This window comes from Streptomyces sp. RLB3-17 (assembly GCF_007113425.2).
Lineage (GTDB): Bacteria > Actinomycetota > Actinomycetes > Streptomycetales > Streptomycetaceae > Streptomyces > Streptomyces mirabilis_D.
In genome coordinates, this window is the sequence record NZ_CP041610.2 from 9647377 (window position 1) to 9671551 (window position 24175).

A 24175-nucleotide genomic window follows, 5' to 3' on the forward strand; every position below is an offset into this window, starting at 1 on the left:
CCCGATGCAGATCGCCATCGTCCTCTTCGACCGCTTCACCGCCCTGGACGCCGTGGGACCCTACGAGACCCTCGGCCGCCTGCCCGACGCGGAGACCGTCTTCGTCGCCGAGCACACCGGCGCCGTCCGCAACGAGAGCGGCAACCTGGCCCTGACCGCCGACAGGACCCTGGCCGAGGTGCCGCGCCCGGACATCGTCGTGGTCCCCGGCGGACCGGGCCAGACCCCGCAGATGGACAACCGGGTCCTGCTGGACTGGCTGCGCGCCGCCGACGCCACGAGCACCTGGACGACCTCCGTGTGCACCGGCTCCCTGCTGCTGGCCGCCGCGGGGCTGCTCGAGGGCCGCCGGGCCACCTCGCACTGGCTGGCCCTCGACCACCTCAAGCGGTTCGGTGCCGAGCCGACCGGAGAGCGGGTGGTGTTCGACGGGAAGTACGTCACCGCGGCCGGCGTGTCGTCCGGCATCGACATGGGGCTCGCCCTGCTCGGACGGATCGCGGGCGACGAACACGCACAGGCCGTACAGCTGCTGACGGAGTACGACCCGCAGCCGCCCTACGACGCCGGGTCGCCCCAGAAGGCTCCCGCACATCTGGTGGCGGAGTTCCGGGCGAAGAGCCGCTTCATCATGGAGTAGTCGCGGTGGACGGCGGAGCGGTCGCGGTGGACGCCTTAGTGGTCGCGGTGGACGCCGGCGTGGTCCAGGTGAAGCGCGGCGGCCGGCGCTCCAGGAACGCGGCGACGCCCTCCGCGGTGTCGTCGCTCCCGCGCGCCTGCTCGGCCCAGTACGCGTCCCGGTCGGTCCGCCCATGGGCGAATTCCTTGGCGGACGCCTGCGTCAGCAACGACCGCGCGGCCAGCACGCGGGTGAACTCCCCGACCCGCTTGTCGAGTTCGCCCTCGGGGAGCACCTCGTCCACCAGACCCGTGCGCAGCGCCCGTTCGGTGTCGATCAGCTCGCCGGAGAACAGCAGGTACTTGGCGGTCGCCGGACCCACCAGCGACACCAGCCGCCGGGTGGCCGAGGCCGCGTAGACGATCCCCAGCTTCGCCGGCGTCACTCCGAACCGCGCGCCCTCCTCCGCGAACCGCAGATCGCAGGCCGCCGCGAGCTGGGACCCGCCGCCGACGCAGTACCCGCGGATCGCCGCGAGCGTCGGTTTGGGGAACGCGGCGAGCGCCTCCTCGGCGTGCACGGCGAGCCCCTGCGCCTCGTCCGAGGAGCCCCGCAGCGTCGAGATGTCGGCCCCCGCGCAGAAGGTGCCGCCCTCGCCGGTGAGCACGAGGACGCGGACGTCCGGGTCGGCGGCGAGCCCGTCGAGCAGGGGCGGCAGCGCCCTCCACATGTCGGCCGTCATGGCGTTGCGCTTGGCCGGGTGGTGAATGACGACGGTGGCGACCCCGTCGCCCACGCTGTGCAGCAGCTGCGGCTCCATACGCCGGATGCTATCCGCAACCCTCGAACGTACGATCAAGAAGGGGCCGGGCGCGAGGAGGCGCTGATGGTCAGGACCAAGGACAGGGCGGCGAGCGACGCGAGCACGAAACTGACCCGCGGCTTCAGCTGGACCGCCGCGTTCGGCGTGATCCTGGTGATCGCGGGGCTCGTCGGGCTCGTCTACACCGGCGTGGCGACCCTGACCTCGATGATCCTGTTCGGCTGGCTGCTGCTGATCGGCGGCGCGGTCGGACTGCTGCACGCCGTCCAGGCCCGCGGCACCAACTTCTTCTGGCTCGGGGTGGTGGTCGCGGCCCTGAACATCGCGGCCGGAGTGGTGGTGATCCGCCGCCCGGACGCGGCGGCCGAGGCGCTCACCATGTTCGCGGCCCTGCTGTTCCTGACCGGCGGGGTGTTCCGGGTGGTCGGCAGCCTCGTGGTGCGCGGTGCGCAGTTCGGCTGGACGCTCCTGCAGGGCGTCTTCGACCTGCTCCTCGGCATCCTGGTGCTGGACAACTGGCCGAGCAGCAGCAAGTACGTCATCGGCTGCTTCTTCTCGCTCGCGCTGCTCTTCGACGGGCTGGGCCTGATCGCCACCGGCTTCGGCGGGCGGCGCATCGTGCATCTGGTCTCGGGGCGCGACCGGTGACGGACGAAAACGGGCGAGCCCGGCGCCCAACCCGTACAACCCGAATAGTTCTCGAAGCAGACACCACACGGACAGGAGTGGTCGCGCGGCCGACCGTGCCGTGCGTCAACGGTCAGAAGCCGTCGATAGTCGCTGACTTCTGTTCAGGGATGCGGTCCGGACCAGCGCGTTACCAACACTCGACGTGTGGTGACAATCGAGCGCAAGGGTGGCGACCGGACGATGGAGAACCACGGGCGGGGGTTCGACTCCCGCCCTGAAGGCGCCGGGGATGTGCCTCCTGATCGGAGACCGCCGGGTCCGCTGCCGTACGAGGGGGTGTGGCGGTTCACCGCTCCCGCCATCGACGCCTCGGTTCCGCAGGCACGACACGCCGTTCGTGACCTGCTCTTCCGTCAACAAGTGCCCGTCTCGGACGACCTCGTTCACGGGCTTTTGCTGATCGTCTCCGAACTGGTCACGAACGCGGTGCGGCACGCGGCACTGCTGTCCCCGATGCTCGCCGTGGAGGTGGCCGTGGGAGCCGAGTGGGTGCGGGTCTCGGTGGAGGACAACCACCCCTACCGTCCCACCGCCCTGGAGGCCGACCACGGCCAGACCGGCGGCCGTGGGTTGCTGCTGGTGCGGGAGGTCGCCAGGGAGTCGGGCGGGGTGTGCGACGTCGAGCACACGACGAGTGGCGGCAAGGTGATCTGGGCCGCCCTGCCGCTCACTCCGAGCATCGTCTAGGGCCTGGCGCTCTCGAGGAGTTTTCGCGAGGTCGGGTCCGTCACCAGCCGGCGGACGGGCCCGTCAGCTCCCTGATCGCCGGACGGGCCGCGTCCAGGACCGTCATGAACCACGCCGAGAAGGGGTCCTTCGCATGCCGCTCCATGAGCTCGGCGGCGGTCACGAACGCGGTGTCCCCGACCTCCTCCGGATCGGGGTGCAGCGACGACTGCACCATGCCGACGAAGAGGTGGTTGTACTCCTGCTCCACCAGGCCCGACTCCGGGTCCGGGTGGTTGTAGCGGACCGTGCCCGCCTCCGCGAGCAGCGAGGGCGAGACGCCGAGCTCCTCGTACGTCCGCCGGGCCGCGGCCGCGAAGGGCGCCTCGGCGGGGTAGGGGTGGCCGCAGCAGGTGTTGGACCAGACACCGGGGGAGTGGTACTTGCCCAGGGCGCGCTGCTGGAGCAGCAGCCTGCCGTGCTCGTCGAAGAGGAACACGGAGAAGGCCCGGTGCAGCTGTCCCGGTGGCTGATGGGCGGCGAGCTTCTCCGCCGTGCCGATCGTGTTGCCGTCCTCGTCGACCAGCTCGAGCAAGATCGCTTCAACGGTGCCGTTCGACGAACTGTGCGTCGCGGTGGCAGGTGTGATCGGCATACCCATCCTTCGCATCGGTCTTCGAGCCCCAAGTCTGCCGTACGAAACCGGCACTCCCGGCACTTCGCGGCTCCCCGCATGTCCCGCTCCGGGAGCCCGGAGCGGGACACGCGGCCGACGTCCGTCGGTCACCGAAAGCGGCCGGACACTTGATCGTGCCCGGTGCCACGGACGGGGAACCGTCCAGGACAGGGGCCATCAGATGTTCTCCCGGACCCCTGGAGCCGGTGCTCGTCCGGCCCGTCTAACCCGGGCCGGACGCCGTAGTCCGCGGCGGGTTCACCCCGGTGCGCGGCGCACCCGCCGTACGGCGACGGACGCAGGCGCCGACCCGGGCACCGGGCGGGACGGGACGCGTCAGGCGCCGACGGTGACCGGACGCAGGACATAGCCCACGTAGCCGTACTCCCTCCCGTGCTCGCGGCGCATGGCGATCTCCGCCCGGGCGCCCGCCACCGCCTCGGCCATGCCGGGCCTGGTGACATCGGCCACGTCGGCGTGGACGCCGAGAGCGTCGTAGTACTCGTCCCAGTCGGACTCCGGCTGGAGGTACACCCCCAGTACGGAGTACCCGGCGTCGCGCGCGACCCGGGTGTCCTGGTCGGTCGTGCGCAACGAGTCGTCCTCCCAGAACGCGCGAGCCTGGTCGGACGGCGTGTCGGTGGTCCACACACAGTGGGTGAGGACCAGCGTGCCGCCGGGGGCGAGCAGTCGCCGCCAGTGGCGCAGGGCGGTGTCGAAACCGATCAGATAGGCCGAGCCCTCGGCCCAGACCAGGTCGAACGAGCCGTCGGGGTGGGTGAGATCTCCCATGTCCCCGTTGACGGTGTCGATCGAGGCGGTGAGACCTCGGGCCTCGGCGGCCGTCCGCAGTTCGTCGAGGAACGGTTCGTGCAGGTCGACGGCCGTCACCTCGGCCGCGGCCTCGGCGGCCAGGAACAGCGCCGAGCGGCCGGGGCCGCAGCCCAGGTCGAGCACGCGGGGACGGGCGGGCAGCGGGCCCGCGAGGGAGAGGAGGTGACGGGTGGTGGCGTCGGAGCCGGGGCTCTGCCGGGGCAGTCGGTGGCGCAGGGTGAAGAAGGCCTCGTGGCGGGCGTCGCGGTCGGACGAGTCGTGATGCTCGGACAACGTGGGAAACCTTTGGTTGCGGGGGCCCGGGCCGCCGCGCACGCCGCTCGGCGTGGGTCAGCCGTGGACCCGGAGGATGGGGACGCACCTGTCGCCGCGCGCAGCGGCACCGAACGCGACAGTCACCAACCCACCTCTTCCTCGAATCCGCGGCCACGCTAGCACCGCAGGCGCCGACCGCACCCGCGAATTAAGAGCCCGCTGGATCAGGAGCCTCTCGAGAGCCCGCTGGATACAAGAGCGTCCCGATGGAGCCTCTCAGTGGCAGAGCTTCGCCTCGTGCTCCGCGTGCCCGCTCGGTTCCAGCTGGAAGGTGCAGTGCTCCACGTCGAAGTGGTGGCCCAGACAGCCCTGGAGCTCGTGGAGCATCTTCTCGTGGCCGATGGCGTTCAGGACGTCGGAGCTGACGACCACATGGGCGGAGAGGACCGGCATGCCCGACGTGATGGTCCAGGCGTGCAGGTCGTGCACGTCCTCGACGCCGGGCAGGGCCAGGATGTGGGCGCGCACGTCCGCCATGTCGACGTTCTTGGGCGCAGCCTCCAGGAGCACGTCGAGCGTCTCGTGGAGCAGCTTCCAGGTGCGCGGGACGATCATGATGCTGATGAGGATCGAGGCGATCGGGTCGGCCGCCTGCCAGCCGGTGGACATGATCACCACGGCGGAGATGATCACCGCCACCGAACCCAGTGCGTCCGCGACCACCTCCAGGAAGGCGCCACGCACGTTCAGGCTGTCCTTCTGGCCGCGCAGCAGCAGCGTGAGCGAGATCGTGTTCGCGACGAGACCGATCAGACCGAAGACGATGGTCAGACCGCCCTCGGTCTCCGCGGGTGTCACGAAGCGGTGGATCGCCTCGTACAGGACGTAGCCGCCGACACCGAGCAGCAGCAGACAGTTGGCGAGCGCGGCGAGGATCTCGGCCCGCGCGTAGCCGAACGTGCGGTTGCCGCTGGGCGGCCGGTTGGCGAAGTGGATCGCGAGGAGCGCCATGCCCAGCCCCACCGCGTCCGTCGCCATGTGCGCCGCGTCGGCGACGAGGGCGAGGGAATCGGCCATGAGTCCGCCGACGAACTCGACCACCATCACGGTGAGCGTGATCGACAGCGCGACCCGCAGCCTCCCGCGGTACGCGGCTGCCGCCGTGCCGGTGGTGGGCGCGCCGTGGGCGTGCCCGTGATCGTGTCCAGCCCCCATGGAAGCCGCCTCCTGTGCTCTGCCCGGGATCACAGTGAACTACGGGTGGGGGGTATCGGGCAACGCGGCACTGAACACCGTTGTCATATGCTCTGACCTGCGGAAACGATCCGCAGGTCAGAGCATGGTCAAGATCGTTGATCCAGTGCCCCGGGGTGATGCAGCATCCACCCCTGCCACGCCGACTCCACCATCTCCCGGACCCCGCGCCGCGCGCTCCAGTCGAGTTCCCGCCCGGCCAGGTCGGCCGAGGCGACCGCGCGCGGCGCGTCCCCGGGCCGGCGCGGCTCGACGACCGGTCGCCGGGTGTCCCCGCTGACCTCGCCGATCAGCGTGAGCAGTTCACGTACCGAGACCCCTTCGCCGCGGCCGATGTTCGCCGTGAGGTCGCCCGTCGCGCCGCCGGCCAGCCGCCGGGCCGCCGCGAGGTGCGCCTCGGCGAGGTCGGCGACGTGGATGTAGTCACGGACGCAGGTGCCGTCCGGCGTCGGGTAGTCGTCGCCGAAGATCCGCGGGGCCTCGTCGCGGGTGAGGCGGTCGAAGACCATCGGGATCACGTTGAACACGCCGGTGTCGGCCAGCTCGGGCGTGGCCGCACCCGCCACGTTGAAGTAGCGCAGGCACACGGTCGCGATGCCGTGGGCCCGGCCCGCCGCGCGGACCAGCCACTCCCCGGCGAGCTTCGTCTCGCCGTACGGGCTCATCGGCACGCAGGGGGTGTCCTCCGTGATGAGGTCCACATCCGGGTTGCCGTAGACGGCGGCGGACGAGGAGAAGACGAAGCGCTCGACGCCGGCCCCGGCGACCGCCTCCAGGAGCGTCGCGAGCCCGCCCACGTTCTCCTGGTAGTAACGCGTCGGCTGGGCCACGGACTCGCCGACCTGTTTGCGCGCGGCGAGATGCACCACACCCGTCACCGCGTGCTCCGCGAGGACCCGCTTGAGCAGATCCCCGTCCAGCGACGAGCCCTGCACCAGAGGAATGCTCTCCGGAAGCCGGTTCGGAACCCCGGCCGAGAGGTCGTCGAGGGCGACGACGCGCTCCCCGGCCTCCGCCATCGCCCGCGCCACGTGTGCCCCGATGTATCCGGCCCCGCCTGTGATCAGCCATGTCATGGACGACCACCCTATGTCGGTCTGCCGCCGGTGGCTCCGGCGCCGGCCACCGATCCGACCCTCCTGCCCCACTACGGAACGGTCCGTAGGGCTTCGGGATCAATGACGTGAATAATGCGTTCTGCGAGTGCGGGTTTGTGACACGGCCCCCGGATCACCGATGATGATCGCGGCGGAGGCGGTACGCAGATGTGGTTGATCGCGCAGTGAACGGGCGATGAACGCCTGCTTCTCATCATCCGATAGCCTCTGCCGACATGCCGCCCAGCGGCCTGAGCCCCCTCGGGCCTGGGGCCGGGGCCTTCCCACCACGTACACGCCCGGCGCAAGGCCGCGTCGGCACCCAGGGAGTGAGTTCGCTGTCGACCGCCATCCTCACCGGCCAGCCGGTCCCCGGATCGTCGCTCGAGAGCGATCTGCGGTCGCTCGGCTTCGACGTGCGGCTCGCCGGCGAAGCCGGTGACGCCGAGACGCTGCTGGCCGCCGTACCGGCGGACCAGCGGGTCGCCGTCGTCGACGCCCGCTTCGTGGGGCACCTGCACGCACTGCGCCTCGGCCTCACGGACCCACGGTTCGCGGCCTCCGCAGTGCCCGGCGCGGTATCGGTACAGCCCGAGGCCCGCCGGGCGCTGACCCGTGCCGTGGCCCGTGAGAGCTCCGCCGCCGGCGGCCTCGCCGTCGCCACCGACAACCTCGCCGAGCGGCTCACCGCGGCCCTCGACGCGGACGGCGTCGCCGTGTTCCGCCCCGAACTCGGCACGCTCGTCGCCGCGGTCCCCACCGACCCGCAGGAGCGCAACGAGGCCCGGCAGGCCGTGTCCGCCGTGGACGACGAGGCCGTACGCCTGCGCAGCGCCGTCAAGGCCCGCGACGGCTTCTTCACCACGTACTGCATCAGCCCGTACTCGCGCTACATCGCCCGCTGGTGCGCCCGTCGCGGCCTGACCCCGAACCAGGTCACCACCGCCTCCCTGCTCACCGCGCTGATCGCCGCGGGCTGCGCCGCCACCGGCACCCGCGCCGGATTCGTCGCGGCCGGGCTGCTGCTCCTGTTCTCCTTCGTCCTGGACTGCACGGACGGGCAGCTCGCCCGCTACTCGCTCCAGTACTCGACACTCGGCGCCTGGCTGGACGCGACCTTCGACCGCGCCAAGGAGTACGCCTACTACGCGGGCCTCGCCCTCGGAGCCGCCCGCGGCGGCGACGACGTATGGGCCCTGGCGCTCGGCGCGATGATCCTCCAGACCTGCCGGCACGTCGTGGACTTCTCCTTCAACGAGGCGAACCACGACGCCACCGCCAACACCAGCCCCACCGCCGCACTCTCGGACAAGCTCGACAGCGTCGGCTGGACGGTCTGGGTGCGCCGGATGATAGTCCTGCCCATCGGCGAACGATGGGCGATGATCGCCGTCCTCACGGCGCTGACGACCCCCCGCATCACCTTCTACGTGCTGCTCGTCGGCTGCGCGTTCGCCGCGACGTACACCACTGCGGGCCGCGTACTGCGCTCGCTCACCCGCAAGGCCCGGCGCACGGACCGGGCGGCGCAGGCGCTGGCGGATCTCGCGGACAGCGGACCGCTCGTCGAACCGCTGGCGCGCCTCGCGCGCGGCACGGTCCGTGTCGCGGCGCCCGTCAGTGCCGCCGTCGGCGGCGTCCTCGTGGTGACCTCGGCCCTGCTCTGGGGCGCGGGCTGGCAGACCGTCCTGTGCGCCGTCGGCTACGTGCTCCTGTCCGCCCTCGCCGTCGTCCGCCCCCTCAAGGGCGCCCTCGACTGGCTGGTGCCCCCCTTCTTCCGCGCCGCCGAATACCTCACCGTTCTGGTACTGGCGGCCAAAGCCGATGTGAACGGAGTGCTACCCGCGGCTTTCGGCCTGGTGGCCGCCGTCGCCTACCATCACTACGACACGGTGTACCGCATCCGCGGCAACGCCGGAGCCCCCCCGCACTGGCTGGTGCGGGCGATCGGCGGGCACGAAGGCAGGACGCTGCTGGTCACCGTCCTGGCCGCGCTGCTCACCGCCGCACAGTTCAAGGTCGCGCTCACGGCGCTCGCCGTGGCCGTGGCGCTGCTGGTGCTCGTGGAGAGCATCCGCTTCTGGGTGTCCTCCGGGGCCCCCGCCGTACACGATGAAGGAGAACCCGCATGATCGGCCTCGTGCTGGCGGCCGGCGCCGGACGGCGTCTGCGTCCCTACACCGACAGCCTCCCAAAGGCTCTCGTGCCGGTGGGACCCGAGGGCATGGAGGACAGCATCACGGTCCTGGACCTGACCCTCGGCAACTTCGCCGAGATCGGTCTGACCGAGGTCGGGATCATCGTCGGCTACCGCAAGGAAGCCGTGTACGACCGCAAGGACGCCCTGGAGGCCAAGTACGGCCTCAAGATCACCCTCATCGACAACGACAAGGCCGAGGAGTGGAACAACGCCTACTCCCTGTGGTGCGGCCGTGACGCCCTCAAGGACGGTGTGATCCTCGCCAACGGCGACACCGTGCACCCGGTCTCCGTCGAGAAGACGCTGCTGGCCGCCCGCGGCGACGGCAAGCGGATCATCCTCGCCCTCGACACGGTGAAGAAGCTCGCCGACGAGGAGATGAAGGTCGTCGTGGACCCCGACAAGGGCGTCCGGAAGATCACCAAGCTGATGGAGCCCGCCGAGGCCACCGGCGAGTACATCGGCGTCACCCTCATCGAGGGCGACGCCGCGGCCGACCTGGCCGACGCCCTGAAGACGGTGTGGGAGACGGACCCGCAGCAGTTCTACGAGCACGGCTACCAGGAGCTGGTCAACCGCGGCTTCACGATCGACGTGGCGCCGATCGGTGACGTCAAGTGGGTCGAGATCGACAACCACGACGACCTCGCCAAGGGACGGGAGATCGCGTGCCAGTACTGACAAGGCTCATCCCCTCCCCGGTCGTCGTCGACATCCGTCCGGGCGCCCTGGACGACCTGGCGAGCGTGCTCTCCGACCAGCGGATCTCGCACTCCGGGAAGCTGGCCGTCGCCGTGAGCAACGGCTCCGGCGCGAAGCTGCGCGAGCGGATCGCCCCGGCCCTGCCCGGCGCCACCTGGTACGAGGTCGGCGGCGGCGCCCTCGACGACGCGATCCGGCTGGCCGGTGCCATCAAGGCCGGCCACTACGACGCGGTCGTGGGCCTGGGCGGCGGCAAGATCATCGACTGTGCGAAGTTCGCCGCGGCGCGCGTCGGTCTCCCGCTGGTCGCCGTGCCCACCAACCTCGCGCACGACGGCCTGTGCTCGCCCGTCGCGACCCTCGACAACGACGCGGGCCGTGGCTCCTACGGTGTGCCGAACCCGATCGCGGTCGTCATCGACCTCGATGTGATCCGCGAGGCACCGGCGCGCTTCGTGCGCGCCGGCATCGGCGACGCGATCTCCAACATCAACTCGATCGCGGACTGGGAACTCTCCAACCGCGTCAACGGCGAGAAGATCGACGGCCTCGCCTCCGCGATGGCCCGCCAGGCTGGCGAGGCGGTGCTGCGGCACCCGGGCGGCATCGGGGACAACGACTTCCTCCAGGTGCTGGCCGAGGCGCTGGTCCTCACCGGCATCGCGATGTCGATCTCGGGCGACTCACGGCCCGCCTCGGGCTCCTGCCACGAGATCAACCACGCCTTCGACCTCCTCTTCCCCAAGCGCGCGGCGAGCCACGGCGAGCAGTGCGGCCTGGGCGCGGCCTTCGCGATGTACCTGCGGGGGGCGCACGAGGAGTCGGCGTACACGGCCGAGGTGCTGCGCCGGCACGGGCTGCCGGTACTGCCCGAGGAGATCGGGTTCACCGTGGACGAGTTCGTGCAGGTCGTGGAGTTCGCTCCGCAGACCCGGCCGGGCCGCTACACGATCCTCGAACACCTCGACCTGAAACCCAACCAGATCAAGGACATCTACTCCGACTATGCCAAGGCCATCAGTAGCTGAACTCCGCCCCGTCGTTCATCCCGCAGGGGTGAAGGACCGGCGCAGCGGTGAGCATTGGGCGGGACGCCTGTACATGCGAGAGGTCTCGCTGCGCTGCGACCGCTACCTGGTGAACACCAGGATCACGCCCAACCAGCTCACGTACCTGATGACTGTCTTCGGCGTGCTCGCCGCCCCGGCCCTGCTGGTGCCGGGGATCCCGGGCGCCGTGCTCGGCGTGCTCATGGTCCAGCTCTACCTGCTGCTCGACTGTGTCGACGGTGAGATAGCGCGCTGGAAGAAGCAGTTCTCGCTCGGCGGGGTCTACCTGGACCGGGTCGGTGCCTATCTGACCGACGCCGCGGTGCTCGTGGGCTTCGGCCTGCGCGCCGCCGATCCCTGGGGTTCCGGGCGGATCGACTGGCTCTGGGCCTTCCTCGGCACCCTGGCGGCCCTCGGCGCGATCCTGATCAAGGCCGAGACCGACCTCGTCGGCGTCGCCCGCCACCAGGGCGGCCTGCCGCCGGTCAAGGAGTCGGCGTCCGAGCCGCGCTCGTCCGGCATGGCACTGGCCCGCAGGGCCGCCGCCGCGCTGAAGTTCCACCGGCTCGTGCTCGGTATCGAGGCGTCCCTGCTGATCCTGGTGCTGGCCATCGTGGACGCGGTGCGCGGCGACCTGTTCTTCACCCGCCTCGGCGTCGCGGTCCTGGCCGGCATCGCCCTCCTCCAGACCGTGCTGCACCTCGTGTCCATCCTCGCCTCCAGCAGGCTGAAGTGAGTACGGCGATGAAGGTCGGCGCGGTCATCATCACCATGGGCAACCGCCCCGACGAGCTCCGAGCCCTGCTGGACTCCGTCGCCAAGCAGGACGGCGACCGGGTCGAGGTGGTCGTGGTCGGCAACGGCTCGCCCGTCCCGGACGTCCCCGACGGCGTGCGCACCGTAGAGCTGCCCGAGAACCTCGGCATTCCCGGCGGCCGCAACGTGGGCATCGAGGCGTTCGGCCCCGGTGGCACGGACGTCGACATCCTGCTCTTCCTCGACGACGACGGCCTCCTCGCCAACCACGACACCGCCGAGCTGTGCCGCCGGGCCTTCGCCGCCGACCCCGAGCTCGGCATCATCAGCTTCCGGATCGCGGACCCCGAGACCAAGGAGACCCAGCGCCGCCACGTACCGCGGCTGCGCGCCTCAGACCCGATGCGCTCCTCGCGCGTCACCACCTTCCTCGGTGGCGCCAACGCGGTCCGTACGAAGGTCTTCGCCGAGGTCGGCGGACTTCCGGACGAGTTCTTCTACGCCCACGAGGAAACCGACCTGGCATGGCGGGCCCTCGACGCGGGCTGGATGATCGACTACCGGTCCGACATGGTGCTGTACCACCCCACGACCGCCCCTTCGCGGCACGCGGTGTACCACCGCATGGTGGCCCGCAACCGCGTCTGGCTCGCGCGCCGAAACCTTCCCGCGCCGCTCGTCCCCGTCTACCTCGGGGTCTGGATGCTCCTGACCCTGGCCCGTCGCCCCTCGGGACCTGCCCTGAAGGCGTGGTTCGGCGGTTTCAAGGAGGGCTGGACCAGTCCCTGCGGACCCCGGCGTCCCATGAAGTGGCGTACGGTGTGGCGGCTGAGCCGCCTAGGTCGTCCTCCTGTCATCTGACAAGCGGCTACGCCATCTGACAAGCTCGTTCCCGGGAGCACGTTCGCCGTACTCCGGTGTCCCGTGCCCTCAGCCCCCGCCCGACCAGGCCGTGCGCATCATGAAGACGAAAGTTTCCATTTGTGAGTGAGACAACGCATGACGGAGCTGTCGCAGTGAGCGACCGGCCGTCCCCCGATGACGGGCTCTCCGCGGCCGACATCGCCGCCAAGTACGGGCTCGCGGTCAGCGGCGCGCGGCCCGGACTCGTCGAGTACGTGCGTCAGCTGTGGGGGCGGCGGCACTTCATCCTCGCCTTCTCGCAGGCGAAACTCACCGCGCAGTACAGCCAGGCCAAGCTCGGCCAGCTGTGGCAGGTGGCGACGCCGCTGCTGAACGCGGCCGTGTACTACTTCATCTTCGGCGTGATCCTCAAGGCCAGCCGGGGCATGTCGCACGACACCTACATCCCGTTCCTGGTGACCGGTGTGTTCGTCTTCACCTTCACGCAGAGCTCGATCATGGCGGGCGTCCGAGCGATCTCGGGCAACCTGGGGCTGGTGCGCGCGCTGCACTTCCCGCGCGCCTCGCTGCCCATCTCCTTCGCGCTCCAGCAGCTCCAGCAGCTGCTGTTCTCGATGATCGTGCTCTTCGTCGTGGTGATCGGTTTCGGCAGCGCGCCGGCTCTGTCCTGGCTGCTGATCGTCCCGGTGCTGGTGCTGCAGTTCCTCTTCAACACCGGCCTCGCGCTGATCGTGGCGCGCATGGGCGCCAAGACGCCGGACCTCGCCCAGCTGATGCCGTTCATCCTGCGCACCTGGATGTACACCTCGGGCGTCATGTTCTCCATCAGCAACATGCTCGTCGGACGGCCCGAGTGGTTCATCCGCGCGCTCCAGGTGAACCCGGCCGCGATCTACATGGACCTGATGCGCTTCGCCCTCATCGACGGCTACGGCGCCTCGCACCTGCCGCCCCATGTGTGGGTCATCGCCACCTTCTGGGCCGTGGTCGTCGCCGCCGGCGGGTTCGTGTACTTCTGGAAGGCGGAAGAGAGGTACGGCCGTGGCTGAGCAGACATCCCACATCCCGACCGTGATCGCGGACGAGCTGCACATCGTCTACCGCGTGAACGGCGCCAAGACCGGCAAGGGCAGCGCCACCGCCGCCCTCAGCCGCATCATCAAGCGCGGCGAGGAGCGGGGCGTACGCAAGGTGCACGCCGTCAAGGGCGTCTCCTTCACCGCCTACCGCGGCGAGGCCATCGGCCTGATCGGCTCCAACGGATCCGGCAAGTCCACGCTCCTGCGTGCCATCGCCGGTCTGCTGCCCGCCGAGAAGGGCAAGGTCTACACCGACGGCCAGCCCTCGCTGCTCGGCGTGAACGCGGCCCTGATGAACGACCTCACGGGCGAACGCAACGTCATATTGGGCGGGCTCGCGATGGGCATGTCCCGCGAGCAGATCAGGGAGCGCTACCAGGAGATCGTCGACTTCTCGGGCATCAACGAGAAGGGCGACTTCATCACCCTGCCGATGCGCACCTACTCCTCCGGGATGGCGGCGCGGCTGCGCTTCTCCATCGCGGCCGCCAAGGACCACGACGTCCTCATGATCGACGAGGCTCTCGCCACCGGAGACCGCTCCTTCCAGAAGCGCTCCGAGGAGCGGATTCGGGAGCTGCGCAAGAGCGCGGGCACGGTGTTTCTGGTCAGCCACAACAACAAGTCGATCCGGGACACCTGCGACCGCGTGCTCTGGCTGGAGCGCGGTGAGCTGCGGATGGACGGTCCGACCGAAGAGGTCCTCAAGGAGTACGAGAAGTTCACGGGCAAGTAGCTCGCAGTACGCAGGGCCCCGCCGCAACGATTCGGCGGGGCCCTGCGTCTGCAAAGGAAACGCCAACTCCTGCTGGCCTTAGGAATCTTGACACCAATCGGTGTGTTGTTGTGATGTGCAGGACACCCCGACGAACCTTGCTGCGTTGTACAACGTAAGCTGTACCGGTGCTGAATCGCGGCAAGTGGGGCGATACTGCGCGACACCCGGCACCGGCGCGCCGCGCGGAGTCCCGGGCGGCGTGTCCGAAAAGGGCACTATTGGGTCGGCAGTGTAGAACGGGAGATGTGACGGCAATGGCTACGGAAACTCTCCAGCTCCGCGACGCGTGTGCCGTCCCCGCGCCGGGCGGCGAGCGGTGACCCAAGCCGGTACGGCGCGCACTGGTGATACGGAGCGCGGAACGCTCGACAAGGCCGCGGGCGAGAACTTCCCCGTGGCACCCTTCTTCCTGCCCCAGGCCTGGCGCGACGACCTGATGGCCGTCTACGGCTTCGCCCGCCTCGTCGACGACATCGGCGACGGCGACCTCGCCCCGGGCGGCGCGGACGCCAGGCTGCTCGGCGTGTCGCCCGAAGAGGCCGAGGACCGTCTCGTACTCCTGGACGCCTTCGAAGCCGACCTGCGCCGCGTGTTCGACTCGACGCCGCACCACCCGCTGCTGCGCCGCCTGCAGCCCACGGTCCGCCGCGCGGACCTCACCCCCGAACCCTTCCTCGGGCTGATCGCCGCCAACCGCCAGGACCAGCTGATCAGGCGCTACGAGACCTATGACGATCTCGTGGCCTACTGCGAGCTGTCCGCCAATCCCGTCGGCCGCCTGGTGCTGTCCGTCACCGGCACCTCCACGCCCGAGCGGATCCGCCGCTCGGACTCGGTGTGCACGGCGCTGCAGATCGTCGAGCACCTCCAGGACGTCGCCGAGGACCTCGGCCGCGACCGCATCTACCTGCCGGCCGAGGACATGAAGCGCTTCCATGTCCAGGAGGCGGATCTCGCCACGGCCACAGCGGGCGCATCGGTGCGCGCGCTGGTTGCATACGAAGCAGAACGCGCGCTCCACCTCCTGAATGAAGGCACCCCCCTCGTGGGTAGCGTCCACGGCAGGTTGAAGCTGCTGCTCGCGGGGTTCGTGGCAGGGGGAAGGGCGGCGATCCGCGCGATCGCCGCCGCCGAATACGACGTACTTCCCGGCCCGCCCAAGCCCGGCAAGCTCCAGTTGCTGCGCGAGGTGGGAGTGACTCTGCGAGGAGAGGGGTGATCCGGACCGTGGAGTCGGAACAACACGTGTCCGCACCGGTACTCGCCGCTTACAGCTACTGCGAGGCAGTGACCGGTCAGCAGGCTCGTAATTTCGCCTATGGCATCAGACTTCTGCCGACGCCCAAGCGTCGTGCGATGTCGGCGCTCTACGCGTTCTCACGGCGTGTCGACGACATCGGCGACGGCGCGCTGGCAACGGATGTGAAGGCGGCACGGCTCGAGGACACCCGGGCTCTGCTCGCCCGGATCCGCGAGGGCCGGGTCGACGAGGACGACACCGACCCGGTCGCGGTCGCCCTCAGCCACACCGCCGCGTACTTCCCGGTGCCGCTGGGCGGCCTCGACGAACTCATCGACGGCGTCCTGATGGACGTACGCGGTGAGACGTACGAGACCTGGGACGACCTGAAGGTGTACTGCCGGTGCGTGGCCGGGGCGATCGGGCGGCTCTCGCTCGGCGTGTTCGGTACGGAACCGGGGGCGCGCGGCGCCGAGCGCGCGCCGGAGTATGCGGACACGCTCGGGCTCGCGCTCCAGCTCACCAACATCCTCAGGGACGTACGGGAGGACGCCGCGGGCGGGCGTACCTATCTGCCCGCCGACGACCTCGCGAAGTTCGGCTGCTCGGCCGGGTTCAACGGCCCGACCCCGCCCGAGGGCTCCGACTTCGCGGGCCTCGTCCACTTCGAAGTGCGACGGGCCCGCACCCTTTTCGCCGAGGGCTACCGGCTGCTGCCCATGCTCGACCGGCGCAGCGGCGCCTGTGTCGCGGCCATGGCCGGCATCTACCGGCGGCTTCTCGACCGCATCGAGCGCGAGCCGGAGGCCGTGCTGCGTGGCCGCGTCTCGCTGCCGGGGCGCGAGAAGGCGTACGTCGCCGTGCGCGGCCTCTCCGGTCTGGACGCCCGGCATGTCTCCCGGCGTACCGTCAGGAGGCGTACCTGATGGACAATATGGGCCAAGGTGATTCCACCGGCGAAAAGCGGCACGCAACCCTCCGGCACCGGGTGGCGTCCCTGACTGCGATGGCCTGCCGTGCACCGTTCAATCACCGCGGCACGGCCGCTGGGGAGGGTGCACGATGAGCGAGGACACGCAGCCCACGGGGGCTTCGGGCCGCCCGGAAGGGGCCGGCGCCGTAGTGGTCGGCGGTGGCCTGGCCGGAATCACCGCCGCGCTCGCACTGGCCGACGCCGGGGTGCGTGTCACCCTGCTCGAAGGCCGGCCGCGGCTCGGCGGGCTCGCCTTCTCCTTCCAGCGCGGCGAACTCACCGTGGACAACGGACAGCATGTGTATCTGCGCTGCTGCACCGCCTACCGGTGGTTCCTCGACCGCATCGAGGGGGCCTCGCTCGCGCCCCTGCAGGATCGTCTCGACGTGCCCGTTCTCGACGCCGAGGCGAAACCCGGGCGGCGGCTCGGCAGAATCGGCCGCAGCGCGCTGCCCGTACCTCTGCATCTCGCGCGCAGCCTGGCGACCTATCAGCATCTGTCGCTCGCGGAGCGCGCCAAGGTCGGCCGTGCCGCACTGGCGCTCAAAGCGCTCGATCTCGACGATCCCGCCCTCGACGACCAGAACTTCGGCCAATGGCTCGCCGAGCACGGTCAGTCGGAGCGTGCCGTCGAGGCACTGTGGGACCTGGTGGGGGTCGCCACCCTCAACGCGGTGGCCGGCGACTCCTCGCTCGGGCTCGCCGCGATGGTGTTCAAGACCGGTCTGCTGTCCGACCCGGGCGCGGCCGACATCGGCTGGGCACGCGTCCCGCTGGGCGAACTGCACGACACCCTGGCCCGCAAGGCGCTCGACTCCGCGGGCGTGCGTACCGAAGTCCGTACACGCGTCACCTCCATCTCCCTTAACGAGAACGGGCGTTGGAGCGTTCAGGTTCCCGGCGAGACGCTCGACGCCGACACCGTCGTCCTCGCCGTACCCCAGCGCGAGGCCCACGATCTGCTGCCCGCGGGAGCGCTCGACGCCCCCGAACGGCTGCTGGAGATCGGCACCGCACCGATCCTCAACGTCCACGTCGTCTACGACCGGAAGGTGCTCGCGCGACCGTTCTTCGCCGCCCTCGGCTCCCCGGTGCAGTGGGTCTTCGACCGCACCGACGCGTCCGGACTGCGGGAAGGGCAGTACCTCGCCCTGTCGCAGTCGGCCGCCCAGGACGAGATCGACGAACCCGTCGCCGTTCTGCGCGAGCGCTATCTGCCGGAGCTGGAGCGGCTGCTGCCCATCGCGCGCGGCGCGGAGGTGAAGGACTTCTTCGTGACCAGGGAGCGCACCGCGACGTTCGCCCCCACCCCAGGCGTCGGGCGGCTGCGGCCCGGCGCTCGCACCAGAGCCCCCGGCCTGTATCTGGCCGGCGCGTGGACCGCCACCGGGTGGCCCGCGACCATGGAGAGTGCGGTCCGCAGCGGCGCCGGTGCGGCGCGAGCCGCACTGGGCGCCCTGGGCCGGCCCCGCGACCACCTCCTCGCGTTCGAGGAGGCGGCCTGATGCTCGACGAGCGCGCGGCAGACCCCCGCACCCCCGGTACCGCAACAAGAGGAGAGACTGTGCCCACTGTGCCCCCGGCCGACAAGGCTGCCGACGCGGTGGACGTGACCGCGCTCCTGGAGCGCGGCCGGACCCTGGCCACACCGGTGCTGAAGGCGGCCGTCGACCGCCTGGCGTCGCCCATGGACACCGTCGCCGCCTACCACTTCGGCTGGATCGACGCCCAGGGCAACCCCGCGGACGGCGACGGCGGCAAGGCCGTACGCCCCGCGCTGGCCGTGCTGTCCGCGCAGGCCGCCGGTGCCGCCCCCGAGGTCGGCGTGCCCGGCGCGGTCGCGGTCGAGCTGGTGCACAACTTCTCCCTGTTGCACGACGACCTGATGGACGGCGACGAACAGCGCCGCCACCGCGACACCGTCTGGAAGGTGCACGGCCCCGCCCAGGCGATCCTCGTCGGCGACGCCCTGTTCGCGCTGGCCAACGAGATCCTCCTCGAACTCGGCACCGTCGAGGCCGGCCGCGCCACCCGCCGGCTGACCAGCGCCACCCGTGCCCTCATCGACGGCCAGGCCCAGGACATCTCCTACGAGCACCGCGACCGCGTCAGCGTCGAGGAGTGCCTGGAGATGGAGGGCAACAAGACGGGCGCCCTGCTCGCCTGCGCCTGCTCCATCGGTGCGGTCCTCGGCGGCGCGGACGACCGCACCGCGGACACGCTGGAGAAGTACGGCTACCACCTCGGCCTGGCCTTCCAGGCCGTCGACGACCTCCTCGGCATCTGGGGCGACCCGGAGGCCACCGGCAAGCAGACCTGGAGCGATCTGCGCCAGCGCAAGAAGTCCCTGCCGGTCGTGGCGGCGCTCGCCGCGGGCGGGCCCGCCTCGGAGCGGCTCGGTGAACTGCTCGCCGAGGACGCCAAGGCCAGCGACTTCGAGAACTTCTCCGAGGAGGAGTTCGCCGTGCGCGCCGCGCTCATCGAGGAGGCGGGCGGCCGCGAGTGGACCGCCCAGGAGGCACGCCGCCAGCACACCATCGCCATCGAAGCCCTGGACGCCGTGGAGATGCCCGACCAGGTGCGGGCCCAGCTCGTGGCGCTCGCCGACTTCGTCGTCGTACGGAAGAGATGATCACTATCGGTCGAATAAACCTCGCGTAGTCGCCGGCCGGTGCCGCGGGAGACACACGCACCGGCCGACGGCGGACCCAGCAGAGTCGTACCACTGCACGAAGGGGAAGCCATGACAGCGACGACCGACGGAAGCACCGGGGCACTGCCGCCCCGCGCTGCCGCGGCCAGCGAAATCCACCCAGAGACGACTCCCGTGGCGGCCGGGACAGTCGAGACCCGAGACGTCGCCACGCACGCCATACAGCGCGCCACCGATTTCCTGCTCTCACGGCAGGACGCGGAGGGCTGGTGGAAGGGCGACCTCGAGACGAACGTCACGATGGACGCCGAGGACCTGCTCCTCCGTCAGTTCCTGGGAATCCGCGACGAGACGACCACGCGCGCCGCCGGGCTGTTCATCCGCGGCGAGCAGCGCGAGGACGGCACCTGGGCCACCTTCTACGGCGGCCCCGGGGAACTGTCCACCACCATCGAGGCGTACGTCGCCCTGCGGCTGGCCGGGGACGCCCCGGACGACCCGCACATGGCAAGGGCGGCCGCCTGGATCCGCGAGCGGGGCGGCATCGCCTCGGCCCGCGTCTTCACCCGGATCTGGCTCGCCCTGTTCGGCTGGTGGAAGTGGGACGACCTGCCCGAACTCCCGCCGGAGCTCATCTACTTCCCGAAGTGGATGCCGCTCAACATCTACGACTTCGGCTGCTGGGCGCGGCAGACGATCGTGCCGCTGACCATCGTCTCGGCGAAGCGCCCGGTGCGGCCCGCGCCGTTCCCGCTCGACGAGCTGCACACCGACGCGGGCGACCCCAACCCGGTCAAACCCCTCGCTCCCGCGGCGAGTTGGGACGGGGTCTTCCAGCGTCTCGACAAGGCCCTGCACCAGTACCGCAAGGTCGTCCCGCGCAGGCTGCGCCGGGCCGCGATGAACACGGCGGCGCGCTGGATCATCGAACGGCAGGAGAACGACGGCTGCTGGGGCGGCATCCAGCCACCCGCGGTGTACTCGGTCATCGCGCTCCACCTGCTCGGCTACGACCTCCAACACCCCGTGATGCGTGAGGGGTTGGCGTCGCTGGACCGGTTCGCCGTCTGGCGCGAGGACGGCGCCCGGATGATCGAGGCCTGTCAGTCACCGGTCTGGGACACCTGCCTCGCCACCATCGCGCTCGCCGACGCGGGCCTGCCCGCCGACCATCCGCAGCTGGTGAAGGCCGCGGACTGGATGCTCGGCGAGGAGATCGTGCGGCCCGGCGACTGGGCGGTGAAGCGGCCCCACCTTCCGCCCGGGGGTTGGGCCTTCGAGTTCCACAACGACAACTACCCCGACATCGACGACACCGCCGAGGTCGCCCTCGCGCTGCGCCGCGTCCGCCACCACGACCCGGAGCGCGTCGAGCACGCCATCGGGCGCGGGGTGCGCTGGAACCTCGGTATGCAGTCCAAGGACGGCGGCTGGGGCGCCTTCGACGTCGACAACACCAGCGCTTTCCCCAACCGGCTCCCGTTCTGCGACTTCGGGGAGGTCATCGACCCGCCGTCCGCCGACGTCACCGCCCATGTGGTGGAGATGCTCGCGGTCGAGGGGCTCTCGCACGACCCGCGCACCCGCCGGGGCATCGAGTGGCTGCTCGCCCACCAGGAGCCGGACGGCTCGTGGTTCGGGCGCTGGGGCGTCAACTACGTCTACGGAACGGGGTCGGTGCTCCCGGCGCTCGTGGCCGCCGGACTGCCCGCCTCGCATCCGGCGATCCGCCGGGCCGTCGCCTGGCTGGAAACCGTCCAGAACGACGACGGCGGCTGGGGCGAGGACCTGCGCTCCTACCACGAGGTCGCCGAGTGGAGCGGACGCGGCGCCTCGACCGCCTCCCAGACCGGCTGGGCGCTGCTCGCCCTGCTGGCCGCGGGGGAGCGGGGCTCCAAGGCGGTGGAACGCGGGATCGCCTGGCTCGCGGAGACCCAGCTGGCGGACGGCTCCTGGGACGAGCCGTACTTCACCGGCACCGGGTTCCCGTGGGACTTCTCGATCAACTACCACCTCTACCGGCAGGTCTTCCCGCTCACCGCGCTCGGCCGCTATGTCCACGGCGAACCGAGCTTCGTCCACGGCGAGTCGTTCGCCGAGGTCAAGGGGGGTTGATGAGCACAAAGCCCGATCCGGCCCCGCTGCTGATCGCCTGCGCGCTCGGCATCGAGCACCTCGCCCTGCGCAGCGGCGACCGCACCGGGGCCGACGGGCCCGTCACCGTGCTGCGCACCGGCATGGGGCCCAAGGCCGCCGAACGCTCGCTCACCCGGATCCTGGCCGACCCGGCGCTGAGCGAGGCCGCCGTCCTGGCCACGGGCTTCTGCGCGGGGCTCGCCCCGGGCATGCACCCCGGTGACCTGGTGGTCGCCGAGGAGACCCGGGACCCACGCGGCAGCACCCCGTGCGTGGGCACCGAACTACTCGTCAAGGAACTCGTGCGCACCGTGCCCGGGCGCACCGTCCACACCGGGCCACTCACCGGATCCGATCACGTCGTCCGAGGTCACGAGCGGTCGGAGCTGCTCGCGACCGGCGCGATCGCGGTCGACATGGAATCCGCGGCAACGCTCCACAGCGCCGTGCGTACGGGCGTACGCCCGGTTGCGGCCGTACGGGTGGTCGTGGACGCTCCAGAACATGAACTCGTCCGAATCGGCACAGTACGCGGTGGAATATCAGCTTTCCGTGTTCTTCGTGCCGTCCTTCCCGCTTTCTTTGAATGGCACCGTTCTTTGTTGCTCCCCCGGAGGTGAGCCAGATGGCCATGCCGCTTCGGCAGTCCATGAAGGTCGCTGCGTACCTGTTTGAACAGAAGCTCAGGAAGCGGGACAAGTTCGCGCTGCTGGTCGAGTTGGAACCCCTCTTCGCCTGCAACCTCAAATGCGAGGGCTGCGGCAAGATCCAGCACCCGGCGGGGGTGCTCAAGCAGCGCATGCCCGTTGCCCAAGCCGTGGGAGCGGTCCTCGAATCCGGCGCGCCGATGGTCTCCATCGCCGGCGGCGAGCCGCTGATGCACCCGCAGATCGACGAGATCGTGCGGCAGTTGGTGGCCAAGAAGAAATTCGTCTTCCTGTGCACGAACGCGCTGTTGATGCGCAAGAAGATGGACAAGTTCAAGCCCTCGCCGTATTTCGCCTGGGCCGTGCACATCGACGGGCTGCGCGAGCGGCACGACGAGTCGGTGGCCAAGGAGGGCACCTTCGACGAGGCGGTCGCGGCCATCAAGGAGGCCAAGCGGCGCGGCTTCCGGGTCACCACCAACTCGACCTTCTTCAACACCGACACCCCGCAGACCGTCATCGAGGTCCTCAACTTCCTCAATGACGACCTGAAGGTGGACGAGATGATGCTCTCGCCCGCCTACGCCTACGAGAAGGCGCCCGACCAGGAGCACTTCCTGGGCGTCCAGCAGACCCGGGAGCTGTTCAAGAAGGCCTTCGCGGGCGGCAACCGGCGCCGCTGGCGGCTCAACCAGAGCCCGCTCTTCCTGGACTTCCTGGAAGGCAAGGTCGACTTCCCGTGCACCGCGTGGGCGATCCCCAGCTACTCGCTCTTCGGCTGGCAGCGGCCCTGCTACCTGATGAGCGACGGGTACGTGCAGACGTACAAGCAGCTCCTGGAGGAAACCGACTGGGACTCCTACGGGCGCGGCAAGGACGAGCGGTGCGCGAACTGCATGGCGCACTGCGGCTACGAGCCGACCGCCGTCCTCGCCACGATGGGCTCCCTCAAGGAGTCGCTGCGCGCCGCCCGCGAGACCTTCACGGAAAGCCGCGGGTGACGACATGACCGCCGTTTCCTTGGGCCTCCCCGAGGTGCCGGTCCGACCGATCGCCGAACGCCGTGTGTCGCGGCGGATCCAGGTCGGAACGGTGGCGGTCGGGGGCGGAGCACCCGTTTCGGTGCAGTCGATGACGACGACGCGTACGTCGGACATCGGCGCCACCCTGCAACAGATCGCGGAACTCACCGCGTCCGGCTGCCAGATCGTGCGCGTCGCCTGCCCCACGCAGGACGACGCGGACGCCCTCGCGACCATCGCCCGCAAGTCCCAGATCCCGGTGATCGCGGACATCCACTTCCAGCCCAAGTACGTGTTCGCGGCCATCGACGCGGGCTGTGCGGCGGTGCGGGTGAACCCGGGCAACATCAAGCAGTTCGACGACAAGGTCCGCGAGATCGCACGGGCCGCCTCGGACGCCGGGACCCCGATCCGGATCGGGGTCAACGCCGGGTCGCTCGACCGGCGGCTGCTGCAGAAGTACGGCAAGGCGACCCCCGAGGCGCTGGTCGAGTCGGCGCTGTGGGAGGCGTCCCTCTTCGAGGAGCACGGGTTCCGGGACATCAAGATCTCGGTGAAGCACAACGACCCGGTGGTGATGGTCAACGCCTACCGGCAGCTCGCCGCCCAGTGCGACTACCCGCTGCACCTCGGTGTGACGGAGGCCGGCCCGGCGTTCCAGGGCACGATCAAGTCCGCCGTCGCCTTCGGGGCGCTGCTCAGTGAGGGCATCGGGGACACCATCCGGGTCTCCCTGAGCGCCCCGCCCGCCGAGGAGGTCAAGGTCGGACTCCAGATCCTGGAGTCGCTGAACCTGAAGCAGCGCCGCCTGGAGATCGTCTCGTGTCCGTCCTGCGGACGCGCCCAGGTGGACGTCTACAAGCTGGCCGACGAGGTCACGGCCGGTCTGGAGGGGATGGAGGTCCCGTTGCGCGTCGCGGTCATGGGCTGCGTCGTCAACGGCCCCGGCGAGGCGCGGGAGGCGGACCTGGGGGTCGCCTCCGGCAACGGCAAGGGGCAGATCTTCGTCAAGGGCGAGGTCATCAAGACCGTGCCCGAGTCGAAGATCGTCGAGACCCTCATCGAGGAAGCGATGAAGATCGCCGAGCAGATGGAGAAGGACGGCGTCGCCTCCGGCGAACCCGCCGTCACCGTGAGCTGATCAGCACGGACCGAGAGGGGG

At 70.3% G+C, this 24175-nt stretch carries 23 protein-coding genes and 1 pseudogene; 19 read left to right on the forward strand and 5 right to left on the reverse strand.

What is annotated here, in order from left to right:
- Positions 1-4: 4 nt before the first annotated feature.
- Positions 5-640, forward strand: a complete 636-nt coding sequence (locus FNV62_RS43360; protein ID WP_075030367.1) for a DJ-1/PfpI family protein — start codon at positions 5-7, stop codon at positions 638-640.
- Here FNV62_RS43360 and FNV62_RS43365 read toward each other — a convergent pair.
- Positions 630-1439, reverse strand: a complete 810-nt coding sequence (locus FNV62_RS43365) for an enoyl-CoA hydratase/isomerase family protein (protein WP_143610033.1) — start codon at positions 1437-1439, stop codon at positions 630-632. The genes FNV62_RS43360 and FNV62_RS43365 overlap by 11 nt on opposite strands.
- Before the next feature lie 66 nt (positions 1440-1505).
- Here FNV62_RS43365 and FNV62_RS43370 point away from each other — a divergent pair, with 66 nt between their 5' ends.
- A complete protein-coding gene (locus tag FNV62_RS43370) occupies positions 1506-2090 on the forward strand; it encodes an HdeD family acid-resistance protein (RefSeq protein ID WP_054232744.1) in 585 nt (194 codons plus the stop codon).
- Positions 2091-2312: 222 nt separating this feature from the next.
- A complete protein-coding gene (locus tag FNV62_RS43375) occupies positions 2313-2819 on the forward strand; it encodes an ATP-binding protein (RefSeq protein ID WP_097289359.1) in 507 nt (168 codons plus the stop codon).
- A gap of 40 nt (positions 2820-2859) precedes the next feature.
- Here the strand turns inward: FNV62_RS43375 and idi are convergent, their stop codons facing one another.
- From idi to galE, 4 genes and pseudogenes are all read right to left on the reverse strand, one after another.
- A complete protein-coding gene (gene idi, locus FNV62_RS43380) occupies positions 2860-3453 on the reverse strand; it encodes an isopentenyl-diphosphate Delta-isomerase (protein ID WP_054232743.1) in 594 nt (197 codons plus the stop codon).
- Positions 3454-3828: 375 nt separating this feature from the next.
- Positions 3829-4581: pseudogene (locus tag FNV62_RS43385) on the reverse strand (class I SAM-dependent methyltransferase); the annotation flags it as partial.
- 258 nt (positions 4582-4839) lie between these two features.
- Positions 4840-5778, reverse strand: a complete 939-nt coding sequence (locus FNV62_RS43390) for a cation diffusion facilitator family transporter (protein ID WP_097287293.1) — start codon at positions 5776-5778, stop codon at positions 4840-4842.
- 128 nt (positions 5779-5906) lie between these two features.
- Positions 5907-6893 carry a UDP-glucose 4-epimerase GalE gene (gene galE / locus FNV62_RS43395; RefSeq protein WP_144316075.1) on the reverse strand — a complete coding sequence of 329 codons (987 nt, stop codon included), beginning with the start codon at positions 6891-6893 and terminating at the stop codon, positions 5907-5909.
- 359 nt (positions 6894-7252) lie between these two features.
- On the opposite strand from galE, the gene FNV62_RS43400 reads away from it, so the two are divergent.
- The 16 genes from FNV62_RS43400 to ispG all read left to right on the forward strand — a co-directional run bounded on the left by FNV62_RS43400 (position 7253) and on the right by ispG (position 24154).
- Positions 7253-9046: a DUF5941 domain-containing protein gene (locus FNV62_RS43400; protein ID WP_143611609.1), complete on the forward strand. Its 1794-nt coding sequence runs from the start codon at positions 7253-7255 to the stop codon at positions 9044-9046.
- Positions 9043-9795 carry a sugar phosphate nucleotidyltransferase gene (locus FNV62_RS43405; protein WP_054232739.1) on the forward strand — a complete coding sequence of 251 codons (753 nt, stop codon included), beginning with the start codon at positions 9043-9045 and terminating at the stop codon, positions 9793-9795. The genes FNV62_RS43400 and FNV62_RS43405 overlap by 4 nt, the downstream gene beginning before the upstream one ends.
- The gene (locus FNV62_RS43410) at positions 9783-10844 is read left to right on the forward strand and encodes an iron-containing alcohol dehydrogenase family protein (protein WP_054232738.1); all 1062 of its coding nucleotides are present in this window, start codon (positions 9783-9785) and stop codon (positions 10842-10844) included. Before FNV62_RS43405 ends, FNV62_RS43410 begins: the two co-directional genes overlap by 13 nt.
- On the forward strand, positions 10822-11601 hold the full coding sequence (locus FNV62_RS43415; protein ID WP_097289361.1) for a CDP-alcohol phosphatidyltransferase family protein: 780 nt from the start codon (positions 10822-10824) through the stop codon (positions 11599-11601). The genes FNV62_RS43410 and FNV62_RS43415 overlap by 23 nt, the downstream gene beginning before the upstream one ends.
- An 8-nt stretch (positions 11602-11609) precedes the next feature.
- The gene (locus FNV62_RS43420) at positions 11610-12482 is read left to right on the forward strand and encodes a glycosyltransferase family 2 protein (protein WP_211180387.1); all 873 of its coding nucleotides are present in this window, start codon (positions 11610-11612) and stop codon (positions 12480-12482) included.
- 122 nt (positions 12483-12604) lie between these two features.
- On the forward strand, positions 12605-13534 hold the full coding sequence (locus FNV62_RS43425; protein ID WP_054232735.1) for an ABC transporter permease: 930 nt from the start codon (positions 12605-12607) through the stop codon (positions 13532-13534).
- Positions 13440-14300, forward strand: coding sequence for an ABC transporter ATP-binding protein (locus FNV62_RS43430; protein ID WP_248282386.1), 861 nt, complete (start codon positions 13440-13442; stop codon positions 14298-14300). Before FNV62_RS43425 ends, FNV62_RS43430 begins: the two co-directional genes overlap by 95 nt.
- A gap of 358 nt (positions 14301-14658) precedes the next feature.
- Positions 14659-15561 carry a squalene synthase HpnC gene (gene hpnC, locus FNV62_RS43435; protein ID WP_144316076.1) on the forward strand — a complete coding sequence of 301 codons (903 nt, stop codon included), beginning with the start codon at positions 14659-14661 and terminating at the stop codon, positions 15559-15561.
- On the forward strand, positions 15558-16508 hold the full coding sequence (gene hpnD / locus FNV62_RS43440) for a presqualene diphosphate synthase HpnD (protein WP_054232732.1): 951 nt from the start codon (positions 15558-15560) through the stop codon (positions 16506-16508). The genes hpnC and hpnD overlap by 4 nt, the downstream gene beginning before the upstream one ends.
- 8 nt (positions 16509-16516) lie before the next feature.
- Positions 16517-16648 (forward strand): DUF6380 family protein, encoded by a 132-nt coding sequence (locus tag FNV62_RS58160; RefSeq protein WP_225900914.1) that lies wholly within the window; start codon positions 16517-16519, stop codon positions 16646-16648.
- Positions 16645-18060: a hydroxysqualene dehydroxylase HpnE gene (gene hpnE / locus FNV62_RS43445; RefSeq protein WP_144316077.1), complete on the forward strand. Its 1416-nt coding sequence runs from the start codon at positions 16645-16647 to the stop codon at positions 18058-18060. Before FNV62_RS58160 ends, hpnE begins: the two co-directional genes overlap by 4 nt.
- Positions 18060-19187 (forward strand): polyprenyl synthetase family protein, encoded by a 1128-nt coding sequence (locus FNV62_RS43450; protein ID WP_079064752.1) that lies wholly within the window; start codon positions 18060-18062, stop codon positions 19185-19187. The genes hpnE and FNV62_RS43450 overlap by 1 nt, the downstream gene beginning before the upstream one ends.
- Positions 19188-19298: 111 nt before the next feature.
- Complete coding sequence (gene shc / locus FNV62_RS43455) at positions 19299-21323, forward strand: squalene--hopene cyclase (protein WP_144316078.1); 2025 nt, start codon at positions 19299-19301, stop codon at positions 21321-21323.
- On the forward strand, positions 21323-21964 hold the full coding sequence (locus FNV62_RS43460) for a 1-hydroxy-2-methyl-2-butenyl 4-diphosphate reductase (protein ID WP_097287298.1): 642 nt from the start codon (positions 21323-21325) through the stop codon (positions 21962-21964). Before shc ends, FNV62_RS43460 begins: the two co-directional genes overlap by 1 nt.
- A 5-nt stretch (positions 21965-21969) precedes the next feature.
- A complete protein-coding gene (gene hpnH, locus FNV62_RS43465) occupies positions 21970-22992 on the forward strand; it encodes an adenosyl-hopene transferase HpnH (protein WP_054232727.1) in 1023 nt (340 codons plus the stop codon).
- 4 nt (positions 22993-22996) lie between these two features.
- The gene (gene ispG, locus FNV62_RS43470; protein ID WP_060900933.1) at positions 22997-24154 is read left to right on the forward strand and encodes a flavodoxin-dependent (E)-4-hydroxy-3-methylbut-2-enyl-diphosphate synthase; all 1158 of its coding nucleotides are present in this window, start codon (positions 22997-22999) and stop codon (positions 24152-24154) included.
- Positions 24155-24175 lie beyond the last annotated feature (21 nt).

What these genes read in the sequence shown, in the direction of transcription:
- FNV62_RS43360 (WP_075030367.1), top strand. Translation starts at nt 5, where the DNA reads ATGCAGATCGCCATCGTCCTCTTCGACCGCTTCACCGCCCTGGACGCC.
- FNV62_RS43365 (WP_143610033.1), bottom strand. Translation starts at nt 1,439, where the DNA reads ATGGAGCCGCAGCTGCTGCACAGCGTGGGCGACGGGGTCGCCACCGTC.
- FNV62_RS43370 (WP_054232744.1), top strand. Translation starts at nt 1,506, where the DNA reads ATGGTCAGGACCAAGGACAGGGCGGCGAGCGACGCGAGCACGAAACTG.
- FNV62_RS43375 (WP_097289359.1), top strand. Translation starts at nt 2,313, where the DNA reads ATGGAGAACCACGGGCGGGGGTTCGACTCCCGCCCTGAAGGCGCCGGG.
- idi (WP_054232743.1), bottom strand. Translation starts at nt 3,453, where the DNA reads ATGCCGATCACACCTGCCACCGCGACGCACAGTTCGTCGAACGGCACC.
- FNV62_RS43390 (WP_097287293.1), bottom strand. Translation starts at nt 5,778, where the DNA reads ATGGGGGCTGGACACGATCACGGGCACGCCCACGGCGCGCCCACCACC.
- galE (WP_144316075.1), bottom strand. Translation starts at nt 6,893, where the DNA reads ATGACATGGCTGATCACAGGCGGGGCCGGATACATCGGGGCACACGTG.
- FNV62_RS43405 (WP_054232739.1), top strand. Translation starts at nt 9,043, where the DNA reads ATGATCGGCCTCGTGCTGGCGGCCGGCGCCGGACGGCGTCTGCGTCCC.
- FNV62_RS43415 (WP_097289361.1), top strand. Translation starts at nt 10,822, where the DNA reads ATGCCAAGGCCATCAGTAGCTGAACTCCGCCCCGTCGTTCATCCCGCA.
- FNV62_RS43420 (WP_211180387.1), top strand. Translation starts at nt 11,610, where the DNA reads ATGAAGGTCGGCGCGGTCATCATCACCATGGGCAACCGCCCCGACGAG.
- FNV62_RS43430 (WP_248282386.1), top strand. Translation starts at nt 13,440, where the DNA reads ATGTGTGGGTCATCGCCACCTTCTGGGCCGTGGTCGTCGCCGCCGGCG.
- FNV62_RS58160 (WP_225900914.1), top strand. Translation starts at nt 16,517, where the DNA reads ATGGGCCAAGGTGATTCCACCGGCGAAAAGCGGCACGCAACCCTCCGG.
- hpnE (WP_144316077.1), top strand. Translation starts at nt 16,645, where the DNA reads ATGAGCGAGGACACGCAGCCCACGGGGGCTTCGGGCCGCCCGGAAGGG.
- FNV62_RS43450 (WP_079064752.1), top strand. Translation starts at nt 18,060, where the DNA reads ATGCTCGACGAGCGCGCGGCAGACCCCCGCACCCCCGGTACCGCAACA.
- shc (WP_144316078.1), top strand. Translation starts at nt 19,299, where the DNA reads ATGACAGCGACGACCGACGGAAGCACCGGGGCACTGCCGCCCCGCGCT.
- FNV62_RS43460 (WP_097287298.1), top strand. Translation starts at nt 21,323, where the DNA reads ATGAGCACAAAGCCCGATCCGGCCCCGCTGCTGATCGCCTGCGCGCTC.
- hpnH (WP_054232727.1), top strand. Translation starts at nt 21,970, where the DNA reads ATGGCCATGCCGCTTCGGCAGTCCATGAAGGTCGCTGCGTACCTGTTT.
- ispG (WP_060900933.1), top strand. Translation starts at nt 22,997, where the DNA reads ATGACCGCCGTTTCCTTGGGCCTCCCCGAGGTGCCGGTCCGACCGATC.